Origin of the sequence: Phenylobacterium sp. J426, from assembly GCF_024699945.1 — a bacterium.
GTDB lineage: Bacteria > Pseudomonadota > Alphaproteobacteria > Caulobacterales > Caulobacteraceae > Phenylobacterium.
On sequence record NZ_JAJOMY010000001.1, the window covers coordinates 1,188,163 to 1,210,420 of the forward strand.

Genomic DNA, 22,258 nt, shown 5'->3' on the forward strand with positions numbered 1-22,258 from the left:
GCCCATGGGAAGAGGCGGCGCTACTTCCCGCTTCGCATCCGCATCAGTCCCTCCTGGGCCACCGTGGCCACCAGAGTGCCGTCTTCGGCATAGATGGAGCCGCGGATCAGGCCGCGCCCGTCTGACGCCGACGGACTGTCGTGCGCGTAGAGATGCCACGTGTTGAAGTCCGTCGGCTTGTGGAACCACATGGCGTGATCGAGGCTCGCCGACTGGAAGTCCTTGGTCTGCCAGTGCACCTGATGCGGCCGCATTGCGGTCGACAGCAGGTTCATGTCCGAGGCGTACGCCAGGATCACCTGGTGCATCCGCGGGTCGCCGCCGATCGGCGTGCGGCAACGGAACCAGTTCTGCGAAACGGGCTCCTTCGGACCGTCCATCCAGTAGGTGCGCGCGTCCTTGGAGCGCATCTCGATGGGCATCGGCCGGGAAAGCCAGCGCTTGGCCTGCTCGGGCGCGTCCTTCATCAACTCTCGCAGCACCTCCATCTGGTCCTTCAGTTCGGACCAGTGCGGACCCGGCGGCATATCGGCCTGGTGCTGGAAGCCGTCTTCCGGGTCCTTGAACGAGGCGGCAAGGTTGAAGATCTGCTTGCCGCGCTGGATCGCCACCACGCGCCGGGTCGTGAAGCTGCCGCCGTCGCGCGAGCGGTCGACCTCGAAGAGGATGGGCACGGTGGGATCGCCGGGCCGCAGGAAGTAGCAGTGCAGCGAATGGCACACGCGGTCCTCGACCGTGCCGTACGCCGCCAGCAGGGATTGCGCGATGACCTGGCCGCCGAAGATCCGGCCCGGCGCGGTGTCAGGCGATGTTCCTCGGAAGAGGTTCTCCTCGATCCGCTCCAGCTGCAGCGTCTCGACCAGCGTCTCGTCTTGGGCGTCGACTTCACTCATTGGAAGCGGCGATACGCGGGGGCGAAGGCGGCGGCAAGACTTGACGGCGGAGACGCCATGCCGCCCTAGGGGCCCGCCATGCCGTTCGACTGCACCGTGCTGACCATGTTCCCGGATGCGTTTCCGGGCCCGCTTGGCGTCTCGCTCATCGGCACGGCTTGGCGCGAGCAGAACCTGTGGTCCCTGGAAACGGTGGACATTCGGGGCTTTTCCAAGGATAAGCGCGGCTTCCTCGACGACACCCCTGCGGGTGGCGGTCCTGGACAGGTGATGCGGGCCGACGTGATCGCCTCCGCGCTGGACAGCGTGGAGCGGCGCGAACGCCCGCTTTTGTACATGAGCGCCAGAGGTCGGCCCCTGACCCAGGCGCGCGTGCGTGAGTGGGCCAAAGGCCCCGGGCTGATCGTCCTGTGCGGTCGGTTCGAAGGGGTGGACCAGCGGGTGCTCGACGGCCGCGGGTTCGAGGAGGTCTCCGTCGGAGACGCGGTTCTCGCCGGCGGCGAGGCGGCGGCGCTGGTGGCGATCGAGGCGTGCGTACGGCTGGTGCCCGGTGTGTTGGGCCAGGCCGAGAGTTTGAGTGAAGAGAGTTTCGAGGATGGCCTCCTCGAGCACCCGCAGTATACGCGACCGCGGGACTTCGAGGGCCAGGACATCCCCGAGGTGCTGCTTTCGGGCAATCACGCGGCGATCCGCCGCTGGCGCCAGGAACAGCGTGAACTGACCACGCGGGAGCGGCGTCCGGATCTCTGGGCGCAGCGAGCCGCCAATCAACAGGCAAAGGGCGGGTAAAGCCCAGTAAGGATGAAGACCATGAACGTGATCGAACAGCTCCGTAAGGAAGAAGCAGACCGTCTGCTGGCGGCCCGCAAGATCCCCGAATTCCGCCCCGGCGACACCGTGCGCGTGAACGTGCGGATCAAGGAAGGCGACCGTGAACGCGTGCAGGCCTATGAAGGCGTCTGCATCGCCCGCGCCGGCCAGGGCGTCGACGAGAGCTTCACCGTCCGCAAGATTTCGTTCGGCGAAGGCGTGGAGCGTCTGTTCCCGATCATGTCGCCGAACATCGAGAGCATCGAGGTGAAGCGTCGCGGCGTCGTCCGTCGCGCCAAGCTGTACTACCTGCGCGACCGTCGCGGTAAGTCGGCCCGGATCGCCGAGCGTCAGATGACGGCCGCCGCCAAGGACGAGCCGACCGAGACCCCGGAAGCCTAAGGCTCCCAAGGTCAATCCAGAGTTTCGAGACGGCGGCCGGGGCGATCCGGCCGCCGTTTTCGTTTCACGCCGCCGGCGCGTCGGCCGCTGCCGCCAACGCCGCCCGCCAGCCGGCGGGTGTCATGGCCGCCAGATACTCCGCCTGCATCTCGGGCGTCAGCACCTCGACCATGAAGCGGTTCTCGACCCAGAACTCGATGACGCCGAAGGCGCCGCCGCGCCTGCGGGACTTGGCCGTCCAGCCATGCTCCGCCGCCAGCGCCAGGATGTCGGTTTCGGCCAGGTCGCTGGCGATCGCGACGTGAGTCGCCGAATGGCCGCTGGGCCGCGGGTTGGCGACACCCACCGCATCGGCATCCCCGTCGGCTGGGTGTAGTTCGAGCCCGCGAGGATAGACCTCGACAGCGCTGTTGCGGTCGTCGCCGGCCAACACGATCAGCGACCCTTCGCCGAGCGGGGGAAAGGATGCGCCTCGGCCTGCCAGAGGCGGGCCAGTGCGGCGGCCACGCGGGCGGGATCGTCGGCGTCGATGGAGATGTGGAAGATCATCGGAAAGGCTCCGGTCTGAGGAGCCCTCCAACTAGTCTCGGCGATCGAACGCCGAAATCCGAGATGTTGCAATCCGACCCTGCAGGAACGCAGGGTGGCGACATGCTGGATTGGGACGACATCCGAGTGTTCCTGGCGGTGGCGAAGGCGGGGAGCACCGCAGGCGCGGGCCGCACGCTCCGCGTGGACCCGACCACCGTCGCGCGTCGCATCGCGGCGCTCGAAACCGCCGTTGGCGCACGGCTCTTCGATCGCAGCCGGGACGGCTACGTCCTGCGAGCGGACGCCGCCGAGCTCGTGGAGGCTGCCGCCGCCATGTCCCGCGAGGCGCATCTCTTCGACAGTCGGGCGCAGGCGCTCGCGCGCGGCGTTGACCGGCTGCGGGTCACGACCAACGAGCCGCTCGCCAACGCCATCGTCGCGCCGGCCATCGTGGTGTTCCAGGCCGAACACCCGGAGGTCCGCATCGACCTTGTCGTGGGTCCCGGCCAGCTCGACCTGGACCGCGGCGAGGCCGACGTCGCCCTGCGCGCCGCGCCCGAGCCCGGGCCCGGCGATCTCGTGGCCCGCCGACTGGCCGACGCCCGCTGGGCCGTCTACTGCAGTCGGGCCTATGCAGCGCGCCACGGCGCGCCCGCGGGGGTCGGCGACCTTGCCGCGCATACCATCATCGCGACGGGCGAGCCGAGTTCGCTGCACCTGGCCGCTCGGGCTCCGGACGCCCGGTCCGAGCGGCGCGACACCATGAACGACCTCGTCATCGCCGTGCGGGCGGGTCAGGGGGTGGCGAGCCTGCCCTGCATCATCGGCGATCCGCACCCGGACTTCGTCCGTTGCTTCTCCCAGGACGAGCCGGTCACGCCGGTCTGGCTGATCTGCCACCAGCGGCTGCGCCACACCCCGTCCGTCCGCCGGTTCCTGGACTTGGTGGCCGAACACACCGTTGCGGCGCGGCCGGTTCTGGAAGGACGCGGCTAGCCGGCTTCCGCCGCATAGGCGGCCAGGTCCCCGGCCAGGTGATCGAACATCAGTCGCATGCGTGGATTGCTGCGCAGCGCCTCGTGCATGCAGATCCAGATGTCGAGGCGAAAGCCGAACGCGCCGCGGACGACCTGCACGAGGCCCGCGCGGCGGCCGATCTGGTGCTGGCAGACGCCGATGCCGAAGCCTGCACGCAGCAGAGCCAGCTGGGCCGCGTCGCTGTCCGTGCGCAGCGCGAAGATGTCCCGGGTGATCGGGCGGCCGAGGTCGACGTCCACCTTGGCTGGGGGCGGCGTGCGGTCGAAGCCGATCAGGGTGTGGGCGTAGAGCTCGTCCAGCGTCTGCGGCAGGCCGTGCCGCTCCACATAGCCGGGGGTGGCGTAGAAGCCGAAGCCCACCTCGCCGACCTTCTTCGCCACGATGGCGTTCTGCGTCGGCCGCGCCATGCGGACGGCGATGTCCGCATCGCGCCGCGAAAGGTCCTCGACCTTGTTGGAGACGGCGATCTCGACATCGATCTTGGGATGCAGGTCGCGAAACCGGGCCAGGATGGGCGGCAGCACCTCGACGCCCATCACCTCGCTCGCGGCCACGCGCACGACCCCCACCGCGTCGTCCGCCGCCCCCACCGCATCCCGGGAGGCCGCGCCGGCGGCGGCGGCCATGTCGGCGAGATGCGGCGCCAGAGCGAGCGCCAGGTCGGTCGGCTGCAGCCCTCGCGGACTTCGAAGGAACAGCGGCGCACCCAACTGGCGCTCCAGCTGGTCGATGTGGCGGCCGAGCGTCGGCTGGGTCAGCCGCCTCAGCCGGGCCGCGGCCGAGAACGTCCCCGCCTCCAACACGGCGTGCAGGCTCTGCAGCAGATCCCAGTCCGGCGTTCCAGGCATGCAGGGATGCATACCCTAAGGTGAGGCTCGGCAATATGGCTTGGCAGCAACTCCGGGGCACAAATTTGCTGCAACCGCGCGTCGATTGCGGCATCGCAGCACTAGACGTGCGCGCCCCTGCGGACCTAGATGCGCGCCATGCCCGGCAAGACCCTGTACGACAAGATTTGGGATGCGCACGTCGTCGCCGAAACCGACGGCGAGGCGATCCTCTACATCGACCTGCATGTCATCCACGAGGTGACGACGCCCCAGGCTTTCGCCGGGCTCCGGGAGGCGGGTCGTCCGGTCCGCCGGCCCGATCGCACCCTCGCCGTCGCCGACCACAACATCCCGACCGAGGGCCAGGCCCTGGGCGTCGACGCCGTCGCCGACCACGAGGCGCGTCTGCAGCTCCAGACGCTGGGTAAGAACGTCGCCGAGCACGGCATCGAATACTATCCGATGGGCGACATCCGGAACGGCATCGTCCACGTGGTGGCGCCCGAGCAGGGCCGCACCCAGCCTGGCATGACCATCGTCTGCGGCGACAGCCACACCTCGACCCACGGAGCCTTCGGGGCGCTGGCGCACGGCATCGGCACGTCCGAGGTCGAGCACGTGCTCGCCACCCAGACCCTTCGCCAGAAGAAGGCGAAGAACATGCGCGTCCGCATCGAGGGCGAGCCCGTTCCCGGCGTCGGCGCCAAGGACTACGCCCTGGCGGTCATCGGCGAGATCGGCACCGCCGGCGGCACCGGCTACGTCATCGAATACGCGGGCTCCGCGGTCCGGGCGCTGTCGATGGAAGGGCGGATGACGCTCTGCAACCTGACCATCGAGGGCGGCGCCAAGGCGGGCCTCGTCGCGCCCGACGAGACCACCTTCGAGTACCTCAAGGGCCGGCCGTCGGCGCCGAAGGGCGGCGCCTGGGAGATGGCCCTCGACTACTGGAAGACCTTCTTCACCGACGAGGACGCCGTCTTCGACCGGGAGATCGTGCTCGACGCCTCCAAGATCGCGCCCACCGTCACCTGGGGCACCAGCCCCGAGGACGTGATCCCGGTCACCGCCGTCGTGCCCGCGCCGGAAACCTTCGCCACCCCGGACAAGCGCGCCTCGGCCACCCGCGCGCTGGAGTACATGGGCCTCGAGGCTGGCCAGCCGATCACCAACGCGAAGATCGACGTGGTCTTCATCGGCTCCTGCACGAACAGCCGCATCGAGGACCTCCGCGCCGCGGCCGATGTGGTGCAGCACGCCTTCCTGAACGGCCGCCTGGTCGCCCCGCACGTCCGCGCCATGGTCGTGCCGGGCTCCGGCCTCGTGAAGGAACAGGCCGAGGCCGAAGGCCTCGACGCCATCTTCAAGGCCGCCGGCTTCGACTGGCGCGAGCCCGGCTGCTCGATGTGCCTCGGCATGAACCCGGACCGCCTGAAGCCGGGCGAGCGCTGCGCCTCCACCTCCAACCGCAACTTCGAGGGCCGCCAGGGCCGCGGCGGCCGCACGCACCTGATGAGCCCGGCCATGGCCGCCGCCGCCGCCATCGCCGGCCACATCGCCGACGTCCGCGACTTCCTGTGATCACCGCGATCGACCATGTCGCGCTCGCGGTCCGCGACCTCGACGCGGCGGTTGACGGCTATACCCGCCTGCTGGGCGTCGAGCCCAACTGGCTGGGCGGCGACGGCGGGGCGCGGCACGCCTGGTTCCAGTTCCCGAACATGGCGCTGGATGTGATCACCCCGCACGGCGAAGGCGCGTTCGGCGACCGGATGCGGGCGCATCTCGACGCTCACGGCGAGGGGATCTGGGCCGTCGCCTACACCGTCGGGCGGACCGTCGACGACCTGGCGCCGTTCGCGACGCTGATGAACCGGCGCGGCCTGAAGACCACCGAGCCTGCGCTCACCCGCTCCACCCACGACGACGGCCGCAAGCGCTACTGGCTGGGCGCCAATCCGGCCGCCGAGGACACCGGCGGGCTGCAGACCCTGCTGATCGCCCCGCCGCGCGACGGCCAGCCCTGGCCGCTGTCGACACCGACCGGCAGCGCGCCCGTCGCCAGGCTCGACCACGTGGTGATCTATACGGCCAACGTCGACCGGGCGCTGGGCGTCTATGGCGCCAAGCTCGGCCTGGACCTGCGGCTCGACCGCGAGAACCCGAAGTGGAACGCCCGCCAGCTGTTCTTCCGCGCCGGCGACGCCGTCGTCGAGATCGGCGCGAAGATCGGCGAGCCGGCCACCGACGCCCCGGATCGCTTCGGCGGACTGGCCTGGCGCGTCGAGGATCCCGAAGCCGCGCGCGCACGGATGGCTGCCGCCGGCTTCGACGTCTCGGAGGTCCGCCCCGGCCGCAAGCCCGGCACCAAGGTCTTCACCGTCCGCGACGCGCCGGCCGGCGTGCCGACCCTGATGCTCAGCGCAGAACCCCAAACGGAAGCCGCCTGATGGAAGCCTTCACCCGCCTAGACGCCAAGGTCGCGCCCCTGCCGCTGGCCAACATCGACACCGACCAGATCATCCCCAAGCAGTTCCTGAAGGGCGTGGACCGCAAGGGCCTCGCGCGCGGCCTGTTCTACGACTTCCGCTTCGACGAGCAGGGCCGCGAGATTCCCGACTTCGTGCTGAACCGGCCGGAGTACAAGGGCGCGGGCGTGCTGGTGGCCGGCGACAACTTCGGCTGCGGCTCGAGCCGCGAACACGCGCCCTGGGCGCTGATGGACTTCGGCGTCCGCTGCGTGATCAGCACCAGCTTCGCTGACATCTTCTACAACAACTGCTTCCAGAACGGCCTGCTACCCGTCGTGCTCAAGGCCGAGGAGGTCCAGCAGTTGATGGAGGAGGCCCGCGGCGGCAATCACGTCGTCAGCGTCGACCTCGCGGCACAGACCGTCACCTCGCCCTCGGGCGCGGTCTTCCATTTCGAGATCGACCCGGTCCGCAAGGACAAGATGCTGAAGGGGCTCGACGCCATCGGCGAGACCCTGCAGGCCAAGGACAGCATCGACGTCTACGAGATGAAGCGGGCGCTCGCCCAGCCCTGGTTCGAAGGCGCATGAGCCTGATCGTGGCCGGCACGGTCCGCGTGCCGCCGGAGAATCTCGAGGCCTTCCGTCCGCACATGGAGGCCATGCTGGCCAAGAGCCGGGCCGAGGATGGCTGCGTCGCCTATTCCTATGCCATCGACGTCCAGGACCCCGGCCTGATCCGGGTCTTCGAGGTCTGGCGCGACCGCGCGGCCCTCGACGCCCACTTCGCCGCGCCGCACTTGGCCGAGTGGCGCGCCGCCTGGCCGGCGCTCGGGGTTTCCGACCGGCGGCTGACCCTCTACCACGTGGCGGCCGAGACTCCGCTCTAGCTTCCAGGGACGACCATGACCGACTTGCTGCTCCTGCCCGGCGACGGGATCGGGCCGGAAGTGACCGCCGAGGTGCGCCGCGTGGCGCAGGCGCTCGCGCCCGAACTCTCGATCGACGAGCGGCCGTTCGGTGGCGCGAGCTACGACGCCCACGGCGTTCCGCTCACCGACGAGGCGCTGGCCGCCGCCAAGGCCGCCCGCGCCGTGCTGATGGGCGCGGTCGGCGGGCCGAAGTGGAACGGCGTCCCGCGCGACAAGCGGCCGGAGGCCGGCCTGCTGAACCTGCGTGCCGGCATGGGTGTGTTCGCCAACCTGCGGCCGGCGCTCTGCTTCGGCCCCCTCGCCGACGCGTCCAGCCTCAAGCGCGAGCTGGTCGAGGGCCTGGACATCATGATCGTCCGCGAACTGACGGGCGGCATCTATTTCGGCGAGCCGCGGTTCATCGAAGACCTGCCCGGCGGCGGGAAGCGCGCCGTCGACACCCAGGTCTATACGACCTCCGAGATCGAGCGTGTCGCCCGCGTCGCCTTCGAACTGGCCCGCGGCCGGCGCAACAAGGTGGCCAGCGCCGAGAAGTCCAACGTCATGGATTCCGGCCTGCTCTGGCGCGAGGTGGTCACCGACCTGCACAGGCGCGAGTACGCCGACGTCGAGCTGACCCACATCCTCGCCGACAACGCCGCCATGCAGATCGTCAAGGCGCCGAAGCAGTTCGACGTCCTGCTGACCGACAACCTGTTCGGCGACATCCTGTCGGACGCCGCGGCCCAGCTCACCGGCTCGCTCGGCATGCTGCCGTCGGCGGCCCTGGGGGTTCCCGGCGCGCCCGGCCTCTACGAACCCATCCACGGCTCGGCGCCCGACATCGCGGGCAAGGGGATCGCCAATCCGCTGGCCGCCATCCTGTCGTTCGAAATGGCGCTGCGCTGGTCGTTGGACCGCGCTGACCTGGCCGACCGCCTGTTCGCCGCCGTCGAGCGGGCGCTGGACAAGGGCGCGCGCACGCCGGACCTTGGCGGCCAGCTCACCACCGCGCAGATGGGAGACGCGGTGCTCGCCGAGCTCTAGAGGGGGCGGAAGATGGCAGGCTGGCTCGTGAAGTCGGAGCCCAACACCTACAGCTTCGAGGACCTGCAGCGGGACGGCCGCACCGTCTGGGACGGCGTGCGCAACAACGCCGCCGCCCTGCACCTCAAGGCCATGAAGGTCGGCGACGAGGTGCTCTTCTACCACTCCCAGGAAGGCCTGGCGGTCGTGGGGATCGCCAAGGTGGCCAAGGAAGCCTTCCCGGACGCGAGCGACCCCTCGGGCCGCTTCGTCGCCGTCGAGCTCACGCCGGTGCGGCCGCTGAAGACTCCCGTCACCCTGCAGCAGATGAAGGCCGAGCCAGCGCTCGCCGACATGGCCATGATCCGCCAGTCGCGCCTGTCGGTCTCGCCGGTCACCGCCGCCGAGTGGGACGCCATCCTGAAGATGGCTGGCTAGAGGTCCAGGTCCCAGCGCTCGCTGGTTAGGCCGTAGCCGCCGAAGTCGCGGTTCGGCCAGCTCTCCTTCAGCTCGAAGCCGGCGCTCGCATAGATCCTCCGGGCGGCCACGAGGATGCTTTGCGTCCAGAGCGTCATCCGCCGGTAGCCTACGGCCCGCGCCTCGGCGATGCAGGCATCGACCAGGCGCCGGCCAAGGCCCGTGCCGCGCGCCGAAGGGTCCACCAGCAACAGCCGCAGCTTGGCGGTGTCGTCATCCCCCTTGGCCAGGACGATGGAGCCGACGTTCCGGCCCGCCTGTTCGGCGATCCAGACGCGCTCACGCTCCGGATCGAAAGCGTCGATCAGCTCGGCCACGATGCGGGCGACCATCGCCTCGAACCGGGCGTCCCACCCGTACTCGCGCGCATAGAGCTCGCCGTGCGCCTGGACGATCCAGCCGTAGTCGCCGGTTCGGGGCGCGCGCAGGATCCAGGGCTCCGGCCGCGGCGCGCCGTGCAGGAGCCGCTCCACCGTCTCCAACGCGCGTGTGAGCTCAGCCCGCTGGTCAGCGGACAGGTTGGCGATCAGCGCCTCAGCGTGGGCGGCGGACCGCTGCTGAAGCATCTCCATCAGCGCCGCGCCGGCGCCCGCTTGGCCGGATCACCACACTGCGGCCATCCACGTCCGATCGCTCGCGTACGATCAGACCGTCACGCTCGAGACGCTTCAGGATCCGGCTCAGGTAGCCGGCGTCCAGGCCAGTGCGTTCGGATACGAGTTTGGGCGTCACGCCGCCTGAGGTCGCAATCTCGTACAGCGTCCGCGTCTCGGCGAGCGTGTAGGGGCTGCCGACGTGGCCCTTGTCCATCACGCCGATGGCGCGGGTGTAGAAGCGGTTGAAGCGGCGTATGACCGCCACAGTGTCTCGCGAAGCCGTCATGCCGCCACTGTGGCGCTTGAAGCTTGACGGAGTCAACTAACCCGGTCGTTACCCATTTTGGGGCGAGGGGCCATCTCCGATTGCGTATTTTCGCCCGCTGGTTGTGTTGCAGAAAAGGTCGGAAATTCACTGTTAACGTCACGGGTCGAACCTCGCGACTGATGAGGCCGCACCGGCGGCCGGTGCGCGGAGGCCAGGGACAGCGCCATGTCGCTCGATGCCGCTTCGCGCGCGCGCTTCAACCTCGAGCGCGCCGCGGTCATGCTGCTGGACGACACGCCCCTGGGCATGTCGATCCTGGTCCAGATCGTGACGGGGCTGGGGGCCAAGACCCTCTATCGCTGCGCCACCGTGGAGCAGGCAGAGCAGGTCGCTTCGAATTACGAGCTCGACCTTGCCATCGTCGACGGCATGGCGCCCTCGGGGCGAGGCTACGACTTCGTTCGCTGGTTGCGGACCGAGGCTAAGGAGCCCAACTGCTACACCCCGGTGCTGATCACCACCGCCCACACGCCGGCCAGCGACGTGGCCCGGGCCCGCGACTGCGGCGGCCATATCATCATCAAGAAGCCGATCGCGCCGAAGGTGATGCTCGAGCGCATCCTCTGGGTCGCCAAGGAGGGCCGGCCGTTCCTGTTTTCCGGGGGCTATGTCGGGCCCGATCGCCGTTTCCGCAACGACGGGCCTCCCGGCGGCGTCGGCCGTCGCCGGGAGGATCTCGCCGCCGCGGCGGCCGCGGAAGCCGCCGCGCAGACATCACCCGAGACCCCGCCCGAAATCCGGCAGGCCTCATGACCAGCGTCCGGTTCGTCTTCCCGAAAGTCCGGTTGGCTGAGCTCATCAAGACGCCTGGCGGGCTGACGGTCGCCGAGGCGCTGGAGCGCGCCCAGGACAACCTCGACACCTTGAAGCCGACGTGCGTCGCCGAACTCACCGCGCTGCTGGAGTTCGCCGAGGCCGCTCTGGATCGCCTCGACCCCGCGTTCGACGATGCAGGCCTCGCCGATCTGTACGCCATCGCCGTCCGCGGGATCGGCGCAGGCGCGGTCTGCGGTCTGCCCGCCGCCGACGAGGCGCTGGGCAGCCTGTGCGACCTCGTCGACCATCTGCGGACCGGAGGCGCGTACGATCGCGCAGCCGTCGGCGTCCATGTGCAGTCCTGGCGGTTGCTGATGAACCCCGACCTGCCGTCGGAAGCGGCCCGGCTCATGCTGGACGGCCTGCGCAAGGTAAGCGCCCGCTACGCCGCGTGATCCCGGCTGTCAGGCCTCGAGGGTCATCTGGGTCTGGGTGACCATCGCCAGCAGCTTGCCGTCAGAGCCGGTGATCCGCGTCTGCCAGACGCTGGAGCGGCGGCCCACATGCAGCGGCGTGGCCTCGCCCTGCACCGTCGAGCCGACCGGAGCCGCGCGCAGGAAGTTGGTCTTGCTCTCCAGCGTCGTCGTCCGGGCGCCGGCGCCGAGGTTCATGACCGCGCCGATCGCGCCCAAGGCGTCCGCAAATGCCATGAAAGCGCCGCCGTGCAGGATGCCGCCCGCCGTGCAGAGGTCGTCGCGCACCGCGAGGGCCCGATCACGCGCTCCTTCGACCGCTCCACGATCTCGACGCCCATCAGATCGGAGAACGGCATGCCTGTGGTCATGAGATCTTCCCTGTCCCGTCGGCCCGAACCTTGGCCATTACCTCGCACGTCATGCCGCGGCTGAATTGCGCCAGACGTGCGTGAGCCTATCTGATGAGGGGTTGAGGATCGCTGCCTTGCCTTGGGGAAACGCAAGGCGTAACGGGACCGGCCCGGCAAGTCGTTCGGGCTTTCTTTTGGAGAATTGAGATGGGTTACCGGGTCGCCGTGGTCGGCGCCACGGGCAACGTGGGCCGCGAAATGCTGAACATCCTCGAGGAAGTGAACTTCCCCGTGGAGAAGATTCACGCGATCGCCTCGCGGAAATCCATCGGCCAGCTCGTCTCTTTCGGCAATCAGAACATCGCCTGCGAGGACGTCGAGCAGTTCGACTTCTCCAAGGTCGACGTGGTCCTGATGAGCGTCTCCGGCGGCTTCTCCAAGGAGTGGGCGCCGAAGATCGGCGCGGCCGGCCCGATCGTCATCGACAACTCGTCGGCCTGGCGCATGGACCCGGACGTCCCGCTCATCGTGCCGGAAGTGAACCCGGACGACGTGGAGTGGGCGAGCCGCAAGAACATCATCGCCAATCCGAACTGCTCGACCGCTCAGCTCGTCGTGGCCCTGAAGCCGCTGCATGACCGGGCGAAGATCAAGCGCGTGGTGGTGGCGACCTACCAGTCGGTCTCCGGAGCCGGGAAGGAAGGCATGGACGAGCTCTGGGACCAGACCAAGGGCGTCTTCGTCCTGGGCGCCCCCGAGCCCAAGAAGTTCCCCAAGCAGATCGCGTTCAACGTGATCCCCTTCATCGGCGCGTTCCGCGACGACGGCTTCACCGACGAGGAAGCCAAGATGTGGAACGAGACCCACAAGATTATCGACCCGGCCATCAAGCTGACGGTCACCTGCGTGCGCGTGCCGGTGATGGTCGGCCACTCCGAAGCGGTCAACATCGAGTTCGAGAACCCGCTCGACGAGGACGAGGCGCGCGAGATCCTTCGCGAGTCGCCGGGGCTGGTGGTCGTCGATAAGCACGAGCCCACGGGCTACATCACGCCGAAGGAGGCCCAGGGCGAGTTCCCGGTCTTCGTCAGCCGCATCCGCAAGGACGACACGGTCGAGCACGGTCTGTCCATGTGGGTGGTGGCCGACAACCTGCGGAAGGGCGCTGCGCTCAACGCTGTTCAGATCGCCGAACTGCTGCACCAGCGCGGCCTGATCCGCCAGAAGGCCCTCGTCTAGAATGCCTTCGTCGTCGGCGCCCGGCGGCGAGTCCCGCCTGGCGCTGACGGCGGGGATCGCCTGCTACCTCATCTGGGGTTTCGTACCGCTGGCCTTCCAGGCCATCGGCCGCCTCGGCGTAGGACCATGGGAGATACTCGCCCAGCGCATCGTCTGGAGCATCCCCGCCGCAGCGCTGTTCGTGCTGGTGGCCGGCCAGTTCCGGCAGGTGCTGAGCGTGCTCCGCCGTCCGCGGGTGCTGGCATGGCTGGGACTTTCGTCCCTGCTCATCGCGCTGAACTGGGTCGTCTTCATCTGGGCCGTGAACTCGGGCCGGCTGCTGGAAACCAGCCTCGGCTACTACATCAATCCGCTGGTCAACATGGCCGCCGGCGCCCTGCTGTTCCGGGAGCGGATCCCGGGTCTCGGAAAGGTCGCCATCGGCCTGGCCCTGATCGGCGTGGTGGTTCAGGCCGTCGCCCTCGGTCACCTGCCCTGGGTCTCGCTCGTCCTCGCCCTCAGCTTCGGCGGGTATGGCGTGGTTCGCAAGCAGGTGGCCGCCGACGCGCAGACGGGCCTCCTGGTGGAATGCCTGATCCTCGGCCTGCCTAGCCTGGCCTACATCGTCTGGCTGGAGACCGCCGGCCTCGGGCACTTCACCGACAGCGCGATCAGCATCGCCTGGCTTGTCGCCTCGGGCCCGATCACCGCCGTGCCGCTGGTGCTGTTTGCCTGGGCGGCCCGGCGCGTGCCGCTGTCGGCCATGGGCTTCCTCCAGTTCATAGCGCCCACCATCAGCTTCGGCTTCGGCCTGATGCAAGGTGAGCACTTCACGCCGCTGCGGGCGCTCTCGTTCGTGTTCATCTGGTTCGGCGCGGCGACCTTCGCGTACGCCGCTTGGCGCCGGAGCCGCACGCCCGCGGCGGTGACGCCGGTGGCCGAGGCGCAGGCCGCGGAATAGGCGGGATGACCGTGCGGCGTGGCGCCGCACGGCCGCGCTTGCTTCGCCCCTCGGCAGGAGGACCGCCGCACAGGCTGCAACCTTGGCTGGCGGCGCACGCCCCCAACTTGAGTAGGGCCCGACCTGTTCGGCGTCAGATCCTCGGCGCATCTGTCATGGCAGACGACTGTCACGGAGGTTCCGATGACCATATCCGAGACGCCGATCGCGCTCGTGGTCGACGACAACGACGCCAACCGCCTCGTCCTGGAGCTGATGCTGCAGGCCGCGGGCCTGCGGACCATCGGCGCGGCGTCCGGCGCCGACGCCCTGGCGCGCCTGCACGAGCAGGGCTTCGACCTCGTGGTCACCGATCTGCGCATGCCCGGCATCGACGGCCTTGGTCTGCTGGCCGCGATCCGCGCGATGCCGGAGACCCGTCACCTGCCCGTGGTCGCCACCTCCGCCGCACTGGTCTCCAGCCGCACCGACGTCTTCCTCGAGCAGGGCTTCACCGCCTTCCTCGCGAAGCCGATGCTCGTCGCAGACGTCCAGGCCTGCGTCGAGGCGCTTGGCCTTGCCCGCCCCTGGGCTGTCGCCGCCTGAACCCGCGCCTTAGGCGCGAAACCGCCGCCGAATACAACGCCACACTGTAGCCCGGTTTCATCCCCCAAATGGGCTGTGTCCGCCATCGACCGTTGGCGCAGCTTGTTCGAGGAGATGACCATGAGCCTGTCCGCCCGCCTGCTTGCGGCGGCCGCCGCCGCGTACGCCTGCGCTCTCGCCGGCTCGGCCGTCGCCCAGACGTCGGCGCCGCATATCTACGGCTCGGCCGGCTACGGCCAGAAGGATGACAGTGATCTGGGCGCGGTCCAGCTCCGGCTCGGGACCCGCTTTGGCGCCTACTTCGGCGTCGAGGGCGAGTATGGCTTCGGTGTGAAATCCGACAAGGTCGACATCGCGGTCAGCCCGCCCGGCTACATCAAGCGCGAACTGCGCCACGAACTCGCCGCCTATGCCGTGGGCTACCTGCCCCTCTCGCCGCAGGCAGACCTGTTCGCCCGCGTCGGCTACGGCTCCACCTGGTTCAAGAGCGCCACCGACCTGACCCCCGACCGCTCGCGGATCACCTACAAGGACGACGCCACCTCACTGAACCTCGGCGTCGGCGGCCAGTACTTCTTCGACGCCAGCAATGGCGTGCGGGTCGATTACGTCCGCCAGGACTACAAGGGCGCGCCCACCGACGACGTCTGGAGCATCGCCTATACGCGTCGCTTCTAGGCGAGCGGCTTCTCCATCACCGCCAGCACCAGCGGCGGGTCGAGCACTTCCGGGAACGGCTTGCTCTGGCCCGTCAGCCGGTAGCCGCGCCGCTCGTAGTAGGCGATGAGCTCGGTGCGGACCGAAACGACCGACAGCTCCATCGCGCGCGCGCCCCAGCGCTCGGCGGCCCAGGCTTCGGCGGCGGCGATCAGCGCCCGACCGAGGCCGCCCGCCTGCCGCGTCGGCCGTACCGTCAGCATGCCGAAATAGGCCATCTCGGGGGCGACGCGACTGACACGCACGCAGCCCACGAGGGCTGCGCCCTCGCAGGCCAGCAGCACCACCTCGTTCGGGTCGGCGATCGCCGCGGCCAGTTCCTCCGTGCTGGTCCGGGGGTCTCCAGCAGGTCGGCCTCGTGGGTCCAACCGGCACGCGCGCTGTCGCCGCGATAGGCCGCCTCCACCAGATGGTGCATCGCCGGAACGTCCGCGGCCTTGGCTGGGCGAAAGGTCAGTCGGTCAGGGGCCATGCCCCGCCTTAGCGGCTCCCCTGGCCGTCATCCACCTTGATGCAGGTTCCGGTCACGGCGTCCGACGCCGGCGAGACGAGGTACAGCAGGGTCGAGTCCAGTTGCGCCGGATCGCCGATCCGCTTGCGCGGCATGTGCTGCGAGATGTCGCCCATCCGCTCGAGCATCCCGTCCATCATCTCCGACTTGAAAGCCCCCGGCGCGATGGCGTTCACATTGATGCCGAACCTGGCCCACTCCACCGCCAGCGCCTCGGTCATCCGCACCACGGCGGCCTTGCTGACCGAATAGAGCGCCGCGCCGTTGCCGCTGTAGTTGAAGGCCGCGATCGACGCGATGTTGACGATCCGGCCCTGCCGCTCGGCCGCGATCAGCCGCTTGGCCACCTCGCACGAGAGGACGAACGGCGCCCGCACGTTGACGTCCAGAACCCGGTCGATCAGCTCGAGCGGCATCTTGTGCGCCCGCTGGGCGTCGGGGGATGCCGGCGTTGTTGACGAGGATGCTCACCGGCCCCAGGGCGTCCTCCGCCACGTCCACCGCCCGCGGCAGGGCCTCTGCCTCGGCCATGTCGACCACCACCGACGCGGCCTGACCGCCGGCTGCCTCGATCTCGGCCACCAGCTCGTCCAGCCGGTCCGCGCGCCGCGCAGCCACCGCCACCTTGGCGCCGCAGGAGGCGAGCACGCGGGCGAACCGCCGCCCAAGCCCCGACGAGGCGCCGGTGATCAGGGCCGTCTGGCCAGAAAGGTCGTGCGAGGTGTTGGGCAGGTCGTAGCTCACCGGGCGTCTCCTCTTGTCCCTGTCTTTTCCCATGAGCCTGGGGCAGATGACGTGACGGACGGCCAGGACAAAGAACGGGCGCGAGAGCCATGAAACAGCATGAGGACGAGGACGGCGGCGGCTTTGATGTCGACGACTGGGGCCGCCTGCAACCGTTCGCCGGACGGGTCGCGACACTGGAGGACGTCCAGGCCCGCCGCGCCGTCTTCGCTCTGGGCGAGACGGGCGATCCTCGCCCGCTCGACATGGAACTGCCACAGCCGGTGATCTGGTGGGAGGAAGACGGGGAACAGGCCGCCGTCGCCGTTCAGGCCGAGGCCCACGTGGGCCCCGACGGCGAGACCATGGAAGTGCTGGGCCTCATCCTGCCGGATGGCGAGGGCGCCGTGGCCCTGCTCGAAGACGTCGATCTGGTCGACGACACCGACCCGACGTGGCGCGATCTGGTCACCCGGGCCGTGGACGGGGCCGACGACGCATAGCCCAGAGCGTGACAGCCGCCGCGACACCGCTCATCAACAGCGCGTCCAGGCGCGGGTCGAACCGCGTGGCCCCGCCGGGCGCCAGTTGCCAGCTCAGGTTCGACATCGCGTGAAAGACCGCGACCGCGAGCACGCTGCCGCCGGCGCCGTTGAACAGCCAGACCATCACCACCCGCGCCGCCACGGCGCCGAGCGTCCACCATGCGATCCAGGCCAAGGAGCGGCCCACCTGCAGCAGCGCCGGATAGTGCCATAGGGCCCAAGCCAGGCCGATGATCAGCCCCGCAGCCAGCGGGCCGTACCGCGCCTGAAGCCTCGGCGTCGCATAGCCCGACCAGCCGAGCTCCTCGGCCAGGCCGCCCAGCAGGAACAGCGCGAAGAGCGCGATCATGGATGCGGGAGCGATGTCGGGGGTCGGCAGGTCGCTGCCGCCGAGCCGCAGGATGAGGAACGCCGCGAGGGCGACAGCAGGCTGGATCAGCACCGCCGGTCCCCACCAGGCCCGCGGCGCGCGGCGGCCGTCCCACACCCGCGCCAGGAGCGCCCGAACCGCCGCAGGTCCGCCTGCTCGCCAGCAGAGGGCCGCCGCCGCCGTGGCCGGGCAGATCACCGCCAGTCCGGCCAGCGGGAGGCCCGGGAGAAGCAGCACCTCGCTGCGCGCGCTCGCGAGCCAGAACGGCACGGTCAGGAGAGCGGTGAGGGCGAAGAACGCCGCCGCCGATGCGGCTCCGCGGGGCGGTCGCGCCCGAAGTTGATCCGCCATCGGCCCTGGCTCCGCCGCCTTGATTCCCCGGCCGGCCCCGGCCCATGCTTGGCCGGCCCCGATCCTGATCATGGACCCAAATTGGTCGAGCGGCGATCACCCCTGCTGTTCTTCGCGCTCCTGCTGGCGCTGGCCCTGCCCGTATGGCTGGCCAGCGAGCGGTTCGGCGTGATGGGATCGCTGCGCATACCGGTCAGCGACCTTGTGCTGGCGTTCACGCCGATGGCCGCCGCCCTGATCCTGGTGACCTGGCGCGAGGGGTGGCGAGCGGCGATGTCGCTGCTTCGCCAGGCGTTCGACCCGACGTCGCTGCGGGCCCGGCATCTTGCCCTGTCCGCGGTCCTGGCGCCGGCAATCTATCTGCTCACCTGGCTGGTGATGCGAGCGATGGGCGGCGGCCAAGGCCCGCCGCTGGACCTGGTCCGTCTCGTCTTTCTGTTCGCGCTGTTCTTGGTGCTCGCGGCGGGGGAGGAGGTCGGCTGGATGGGCTATGCGTTCGATCCGCTGCAGCAACGCTGGGGGCCGATCGGCGCCAGCCTGATCCTCTCTGGCCCCTGGTGGGTGGGCCACCTGCCCTCGATGCAAGCGATCGGCGCGACGCCGGCGGACATGGCGGGCTGGGCGGTGGGCGCGGTCGCGCTGCGGGTGCTGATCGGCTGGCTCTACAACCTCAGCGGCGGGGCGCTGGTCACCGCCGTACTCTTCCACGCGCTGCTCAACCTCGGGCGCATCGCCACCTATCCGGCGACCGGCGCGCACTACAGCAGCGCGTGGCAGGTGACCGGCTACCTCGTTGCAGGCGTCCTTGCCGGCGCGGTGATCCTGCAAGGCCGGATGTCCGGCCGATCGGCCTGAGGTTCAGGCGCGGCGGCCGTCTGCGTCCGCCGCCCTGGCCCGGCTAGAACGCTTCCCACTCGGCGGCGGCGGGCTCCGCAGCCTTCCTCAGCGCGCCGCCGCCCGTTCCGTGGGTCGACACCGACTTCAGGGCCACGACCCGGGCAGGCGCGGGGCGTCGCTCCTCGGCTGCGGCCTCGGCCGGCGCTCCGCCGACTTCGAAGCGGCTGATCAGCCTGGCCATCTCCTCGGTTTCCTGGGCCAGGCTGTGGCTGGCGGCGGTGGACTGCTCCACCATGGCCGCGTTCTGCTGCGTCGCCTGATCCATCTGGTTCACCGCGGTGTTCACCTGCTGGAGGCCCGTGGACTGCTCCTGCGCCGAGGCGGCGATCTCGGTCACGGCCGTGTTGATCTCTGCCACCTGGGCGACGATCCGCTGCAGCGCCGAGCCGGTGCGGTCCACGAGGCTCACGCCCTCGGAGACCTGGCTGGTGGAGGTCGAGATCAGGGCCTTGATCTCCTTGGCGGCGTCGGCCGAGCGCTGGGCCAGCGCGCGGACTTCCGAGGCCACGACCGCGAAGCCCTTGCCGGCGTCGCCGGCGCGAGCGGCTTCCACGCCGGCGTTCAGCGCCAGCAGGTTGGTCTGGAACGCGATCTCGTCGATCACCCCGATGATCTGGCTGATCTCGTTGGAGGACCGTTCGATCTCGCCCATCGCGGCGATCGCCTCGCGCACGACTTCGCCCGAATGCTCGGCCTCGTCCTTGGCGCTGGAGACCACCTGCTGGGCGTGTTTCGCGCCGTCGGCCGTGGTCCGCACGGCGGCGGTGATCTCATCCAGCGCTGCGGCGGTTTCCTCGAGCGAGGCGGCCTGCTGTTCGGTGCGGCGGGCGAGATCGTCCGAGGCGCGGCTGATCTCGTCGGTGCCCGAGCGGATTCCGTGCGCCGCGCCGTTGATGACCCGCATGGCCTGCTCCAGCGTCTCCATGGCGCTGTTGTAGTCCGAGCGAAGCTTCTCGTACTCGGGCGGGAATCGGGTCTCCAGCCGGCGCGTGAGCTGGCCGGCGGCGAGAGCCGCCAGCCCTTCCCCGACGCCCTGCACCGCGTTTACACGAGCGGTCACGTCGGTGGCGAACTTCACCACCTTCATCACCCGTCCGTTCATGTCGAAGATCGGGTTGTAGGACGCGCTGATCCACACCTCGCGGCCGTTCTTGCCGAAGCGCTTGAACTCGGCCGCGACGAACTCACCGGCGTTCAGCTTGCGCCAGAAATCGGCGTACTCGGCGGACTCCGCATAGGCGGGCTCGACGAACATCCGGTGCTGCCGGCCCCGGATCTCCGCGAGGCTGTAGCCCACCGTCGACAGGAACGCATCGTTGGCCGTGATGATCGTTCCGTCGGTTTCGAACTCGATGATCGCCTGGGCTCGGGAGATGGCGTTCAGCTTCCCCTCGAACTCGGCGTTGCGCAGCTTGGCCTCGGTGATGTCCGTCGCCGCCTTGACGACCCCCACGACCTTGCCGGCGCCATTGCGCACCGGATTGTAGCTGGCCTGGATCCAGACCTCGCGGCCGCCCTTGCCGATCCGCTTGTACTCGCGCGCGTCGAACTCGCCGTCGGCGAGCTTCTTCCAGAACGCCTTGTACTCGGCGGACTGTGCGTACTCGGGCTCGACGAACATGCTGTGATGCCGGCCGATGATCTCCGAGGCCTCGTAACCGATCGCCGCGCAGAAGTTGGCGTTAGCCGCCAGGATCTTGCCGGTGGGGTCGAACTCAATGATGGCGAGCGAGCGATTCAGCGCCCCCAGCAGCGCATCCGGGCGAAAGGCATATGAGGTTTTGCGTCCGAGCATGTGCAGTCCTCAAGCCGCGTCGAAGTCGGACGCCGTCGTCCGATTCGAACCGCGTTACGGCTCGAGGTGTGAGATATGTGGCACTAATGACGTATTAATCTCATAGTTTATCTAGGCATAGCTGCAAATGTTCAGGCCGCGAGTTACCTCCGGTTGCGCACATTTTGGGTAAGAGTACCTGCGGTGTTCCGGTTTCAACCAGAGATGCGCTCCCACCGGAGCGCGCAAGGTCCGCCGGCAGCTCGCGCAAGGGGCGAGACGCCCGTGCCGGGGGCCGAACTACAGGCCCTTATAGGCGGCCTCGATGAGCCGCCGGGGGCGCGCATCGCCCATCAGCGCCACGCCCTGCTTGTTCATGACATAGGCGCCGCCAAGCCTTCGTTCGGGATCGGCGAAGCCGCAACTGCCGCCCCAGCCGGAGTGACCGAACGTCAGCGCACCGGGGCCCCAGGGATGGTTGGGCGCGTTGCGCATGACGCCCGCGCCCCAACTCATGTCGAACGGCAGCACCAGGTCCTGGCCGCGGACCCGCTCGCGCGACATCTCGGCGATCAGCGCCGGCGACAGGATCTGCTCGCCGCCGAGCCACCCGTCGTCAGCCAGCGCGCCCATCAGCCGCGCCAGGGAATGGGCCGTGGCGTAGCCGTTGGCGGACGGGACCTGGGTCTTGCGCCAGACCTCCGCCGGCACGCCGCCGACCGAAGACCAGGGGCTCAGGAAGGCCGCGCGCGTCGCCTCGTTGATCTCGCCGAATTGCGGCAGGGCGCTCGGCCGCTGCAGCTCGGCTAACCGGCCGAACTCGCTCTCGGGCAGGCCGATCCACAGGTCGAGGCCGAAAGGCTCGTGGAAGTCCTCGCGCAGCGCGTCGCCCATCATCCGGCCGTCGGTGCGCCGGAACAGCTCGCCGGCCAGGTAGCCGAAGGTGATCGGGTGGTAGCCGCTGGCGGTCCCCGGCGGCCACAGCGGGGACATGGCCGCCAGCTTGCCGGTGATGGCCTCCCAGTCGACCCAGAGCGACGGCTCCATGGGCTCGACGAAGCCGGACAGACCCGCCTGATGCGACAGCGCCTGCTCGACGGTGATGGTCTCCTTGCCGGCCTGGGCGAACTCAGGCCACAGCTCGGCGACGCGCTGGCCGTAGTCGAGCTTGCCCGCGTCCACCTGCCGGGCCGTCAGCATCGCCGCCAGCGCCTTGGTGGTCGAGAAGATGCAGGTCAGCGTCTGGTCGTCGAACGGCCGCGTGCGCTTGCGGTCGGCGTGCCCCGCCCAAAGGTCCAGCACCACCTCGCCTGCCTCGACGAGGGTGAAGCGCGCGCCCAGCTCCTCGCCGGCCTCGAAGTTCGCGGCGAAGGCGTCCTTCACCTGGCTGAAGCGCGATGGCGCGAAACCGGAGATCTCCACCATCAGACCGTCGCCTTCTCCGAAAAGTCCACGCTGCCGTCGTCGTCGGCCTCTGCGCGGATCACCGCCGTCACCCGCGCCGCTTCAGGCCCGCGGGCGCAGGCGCGTTCCAGCGCCGCCACCGCGTCCGCGCCGCCGATCGCCATCAGCTCGACCCAGCCCTCGCGCCGGTTGCGCACCCAGCCGCGCAGGGACAGCGACCGCGCCTGGCCCGCCGCCCACCAGCGGTAGCCCACGCCCTGCACGCGCCCCTCGATCCGGAAGACGGCCGCCGTCTCAGCCATGGGTCG

General features: G+C 69.5%; 28 protein-coding genes and 1 pseudogene. 17 read left to right on the forward strand and 12 right to left on the reverse strand.

What is annotated here, in order from left to right; all coding sequences use genetic code 11:
• Positions 1-20: 20 nt before the first annotated feature.
• Complete coding sequence (locus tag LRS10_RS06195; protein ID WP_257836490.1) at positions 21-893, reverse strand: acyl-CoA thioesterase II; 873 nt, start codon at positions 891-893, stop codon at positions 21-23.
• 78 nt (positions 894-971) lie between these two features.
• Between LRS10_RS06195 and trmD the strand changes: the two genes are divergently transcribed.
• Both trmD and rplS read left to right on the forward strand, forming a co-directional pair.
• Positions 972-1,682 carry a tRNA (guanosine(37)-N1)-methyltransferase TrmD gene (gene trmD, locus LRS10_RS06200; RefSeq protein WP_257836491.1) on the forward strand — a complete coding sequence of 237 codons (711 nt, stop codon included), beginning with the start codon at positions 972-974 and terminating at the stop codon, positions 1,680-1,682.
• Positions 1,683-1,703: 21 nt separating this feature from the next.
• The gene (gene rplS, locus LRS10_RS06205; RefSeq protein ID WP_257836492.1) at positions 1,704-2,105 is read left to right on the forward strand and encodes a 50S ribosomal protein L19; all 402 of its coding nucleotides are present in this window, start codon (positions 1,704-1,706) and stop codon (positions 2,103-2,105) included.
• A gap of 64 nt (positions 2,106-2,169) precedes the next feature.
• On the opposite strand, the gene LRS10_RS06210 is transcribed toward rplS, so the two are convergent.
• A complete protein-coding gene (locus LRS10_RS06210; protein ID WP_257836493.1) occupies positions 2,170-2,538 on the reverse strand; it encodes a hypothetical protein in 369 nt (122 codons plus the stop codon).
• A 179-nt stretch (positions 2,539-2,717) separates the two neighbouring features.
• Here LRS10_RS06210 and LRS10_RS06215 point away from each other — a divergent pair, with 179 nt between their 5' ends.
• On the forward strand, positions 2,718-3,632 hold the full coding sequence (locus LRS10_RS06215) for a LysR family transcriptional regulator (protein WP_257836494.1): 915 nt from the start codon (positions 2,718-2,720) through the stop codon (positions 3,630-3,632).
• Here the strand turns inward: LRS10_RS06215 and LRS10_RS06220 are convergent.
• Positions 3,629-4,522 carry a LysR family transcriptional regulator gene (locus tag LRS10_RS06220; protein ID WP_257836495.1) on the reverse strand — a complete coding sequence of 298 codons (894 nt, stop codon included), beginning with the start codon at positions 4,520-4,522 and terminating at the stop codon, positions 3,629-3,631. The two genes, LRS10_RS06215 and LRS10_RS06220, sit on opposite strands and share 4 nt — an antisense overlap.
• A gap of 138 nt (positions 4,523-4,660) precedes the next feature.
• On the opposite strand from LRS10_RS06220, the gene leuC reads away from it, so the two are divergent.
• Genes leuC through LRS10_RS06250 form a run of 6 tightly spaced genes read left to right on the forward strand, consistent with a single transcriptional unit; the run spans position 4,661 to position 9,349 of the window.
• Entirely contained in the window at positions 4,661-6,085 is a 1,425-nt protein-coding gene (gene leuC / locus LRS10_RS06225; protein ID WP_257836496.1) for a 3-isopropylmalate dehydratase large subunit, read from the forward strand.
• Complete coding sequence (locus LRS10_RS06230; protein WP_257836497.1) at positions 6,082-6,954, forward strand: VOC family protein; 873 nt, start codon at positions 6,082-6,084, stop codon at positions 6,952-6,954. Before leuC ends, LRS10_RS06230 begins: the two co-directional genes overlap by 4 nt.
• A complete protein-coding gene (gene leuD, locus LRS10_RS06235; protein ID WP_257836498.1) occupies positions 6,954-7,565 on the forward strand; it encodes a 3-isopropylmalate dehydratase small subunit in 612 nt (203 codons plus the stop codon). The genes LRS10_RS06230 and leuD overlap by 1 nt, the downstream gene beginning before the upstream one ends.
• The gene (locus LRS10_RS06240; protein WP_257836499.1) at positions 7,562-7,864 is read left to right on the forward strand and encodes a putative quinol monooxygenase; all 303 of its coding nucleotides are present in this window, start codon (positions 7,562-7,564) and stop codon (positions 7,862-7,864) included. The genes leuD and LRS10_RS06240 overlap by 4 nt, the downstream gene beginning before the upstream one ends.
• 15 nt (positions 7,865-7,879) lie before the next feature.
• Positions 7,880-8,932 (forward strand): 3-isopropylmalate dehydrogenase, encoded by a 1,053-nt coding sequence (gene leuB / locus LRS10_RS06245; protein WP_257836500.1) that lies wholly within the window; start codon positions 7,880-7,882, stop codon positions 8,930-8,932.
• A 12-nt stretch (positions 8,933-8,944) separates the two neighbouring features.
• Positions 8,945-9,349, forward strand: a complete 405-nt coding sequence (locus LRS10_RS06250; protein WP_257836501.1) for an EVE domain-containing protein — start codon at positions 8,945-8,947, stop codon at positions 9,347-9,349.
• Here LRS10_RS06250 and LRS10_RS06255 read toward each other — a convergent pair.
• A complete protein-coding gene (locus LRS10_RS06255; RefSeq protein WP_257836502.1) occupies positions 9,346-9,960 on the reverse strand; it encodes a GNAT family N-acetyltransferase in 615 nt (204 codons plus the stop codon). The genes LRS10_RS06250 and LRS10_RS06255 overlap by 4 nt on opposite strands.
• Positions 9,923-10,270 (reverse strand): MarR family winged helix-turn-helix transcriptional regulator, encoded by a 348-nt coding sequence (locus tag LRS10_RS06260; protein ID WP_257836503.1) that lies wholly within the window; start codon positions 10,268-10,270, stop codon positions 9,923-9,925. The genes LRS10_RS06255 and LRS10_RS06260 overlap by 38 nt, the downstream gene beginning before the upstream one ends.
• 207 nt (positions 10,271-10,477) lie before the next feature.
• Here LRS10_RS06260 and LRS10_RS06265 point away from each other — a divergent pair, with 207 nt between their 5' ends.
• On the forward strand, positions 10,478-11,065 hold the full coding sequence (locus LRS10_RS06265; RefSeq protein ID WP_257836504.1) for a response regulator: 588 nt from the start codon (positions 10,478-10,480) through the stop codon (positions 11,063-11,065).
• Complete coding sequence (locus LRS10_RS06270; protein WP_257836505.1) at positions 11,062-11,523, forward strand: hypothetical protein; 462 nt, start codon at positions 11,062-11,064, stop codon at positions 11,521-11,523. The genes LRS10_RS06265 and LRS10_RS06270 overlap by 4 nt, the downstream gene beginning before the upstream one ends.
• A 9-nt stretch (positions 11,524-11,532) precedes the next feature.
• Here LRS10_RS06270 and LRS10_RS06275 read toward each other — a convergent pair whose 3' ends face one another.
• The gene (locus tag LRS10_RS06275; protein WP_257836506.1) at positions 11,533-11,829 is read right to left on the reverse strand and encodes a PaaI family thioesterase; all 297 of its coding nucleotides are present in this window, start codon (positions 11,827-11,829) and stop codon (positions 11,533-11,535) included.
• A gap of 272 nt (positions 11,830-12,101) precedes the next feature.
• On the opposite strand from LRS10_RS06275, the gene LRS10_RS06280 reads away from it, so the two are divergent.
• From LRS10_RS06280 to LRS10_RS06295, 4 genes are all read left to right on the forward strand, one after another.
• Positions 12,102-13,133, forward strand: a complete 1,032-nt coding sequence (locus LRS10_RS06280; RefSeq protein ID WP_257836507.1) for an aspartate-semialdehyde dehydrogenase — start codon at positions 12,102-12,104, stop codon at positions 13,131-13,133.
• Position 13,134: 1 nt separating this feature from the next.
• Positions 13,135-14,073, forward strand: coding sequence for an EamA family transporter RarD (gene rarD, locus LRS10_RS06285; protein ID WP_257836508.1), 939 nt, complete (start codon positions 13,135-13,137; stop codon positions 14,071-14,073).
• A gap of 183 nt (positions 14,074-14,256) precedes the next feature.
• On the forward strand, positions 14,257-14,658 hold the full coding sequence (locus LRS10_RS06290) for a response regulator (RefSeq protein ID WP_257836509.1): 402 nt from the start codon (positions 14,257-14,259) through the stop codon (positions 14,656-14,658).
• 120 nt (positions 14,659-14,778) lie between these two features.
• Positions 14,779-15,336, forward strand: coding sequence for a porin family protein (locus LRS10_RS06295; RefSeq protein WP_257836510.1), 558 nt, complete (start codon positions 14,779-14,781; stop codon positions 15,334-15,336).
• Here the strand turns inward: LRS10_RS06295 and LRS10_RS06300 are convergent.
• The gene (locus tag LRS10_RS06300; RefSeq protein WP_257836511.1) at positions 15,333-15,743 is read right to left on the reverse strand and encodes a GNAT family N-acetyltransferase; all 411 of its coding nucleotides are present in this window, start codon (positions 15,741-15,743) and stop codon (positions 15,333-15,335) included. The two genes, LRS10_RS06295 and LRS10_RS06300, sit on opposite strands and share 4 nt — an antisense overlap.
• Before the next feature lie 112 nt (positions 15,744-15,855).
• Positions 15,856-16,663 (reverse strand): annotated as a pseudogene (locus tag LRS10_RS06305) (SDR family NAD(P)-dependent oxidoreductase).
• A 56-nt stretch (positions 16,664-16,719) separates the two neighbouring features.
• Here LRS10_RS06305 and LRS10_RS06310 point away from each other — a divergent pair.
• Positions 16,720-17,112: a hypothetical protein gene (locus LRS10_RS06310; RefSeq protein WP_257836512.1), complete on the forward strand. Its 393-nt coding sequence runs from the start codon at positions 16,720-16,722 to the stop codon at positions 17,110-17,112.
• Here the strand turns inward: LRS10_RS06310 and LRS10_RS06315 are convergent.
• A complete protein-coding gene (locus LRS10_RS06315; protein WP_257836513.1) occupies positions 17,078-17,875 on the reverse strand; it encodes a CPBP family intramembrane glutamic endopeptidase in 798 nt (265 codons plus the stop codon). The genes LRS10_RS06310 and LRS10_RS06315 overlap by 35 nt on opposite strands.
• Before the next feature lie 81 nt (positions 17,876-17,956).
• On the opposite strand from LRS10_RS06315, the gene LRS10_RS06320 reads away from it, so the two are divergent.
• Entirely contained in the window at positions 17,957-18,730 is a 774-nt protein-coding gene (locus LRS10_RS06320) for a CPBP family intramembrane glutamic endopeptidase (protein ID WP_257836514.1), read from the forward strand.
• Between the two features lie 43 nt (positions 18,731-18,773).
• Here LRS10_RS06320 and LRS10_RS06325 read toward each other — a convergent pair whose 3' ends face one another.
• From LRS10_RS06325 to LRS10_RS06335, 3 genes are all read right to left on the reverse strand, one after another.
• Positions 18,774-20,567, reverse strand: coding sequence for a PAS domain-containing methyl-accepting chemotaxis protein (locus LRS10_RS06325; protein ID WP_257836515.1), 1,794 nt, complete (start codon positions 20,565-20,567; stop codon positions 18,774-18,776).
• 279 nt (positions 20,568-20,846) lie between these two features.
• Positions 20,847-21,971, reverse strand: coding sequence for a serine hydrolase domain-containing protein (locus LRS10_RS06330; RefSeq protein WP_257836516.1), 1,125 nt, complete (start codon positions 21,969-21,971; stop codon positions 20,847-20,849).
• Positions 21,971-22,252 carry an acylphosphatase gene (locus LRS10_RS06335; protein ID WP_257836517.1) on the reverse strand — a complete coding sequence of 94 codons (282 nt, stop codon included), beginning with the start codon at positions 22,250-22,252 and terminating at the stop codon, positions 21,971-21,973. Before LRS10_RS06335 ends, LRS10_RS06330 begins: the two co-directional genes overlap by 1 nt.
• Positions 22,253-22,258: the final 6 nt, after the last annotated feature.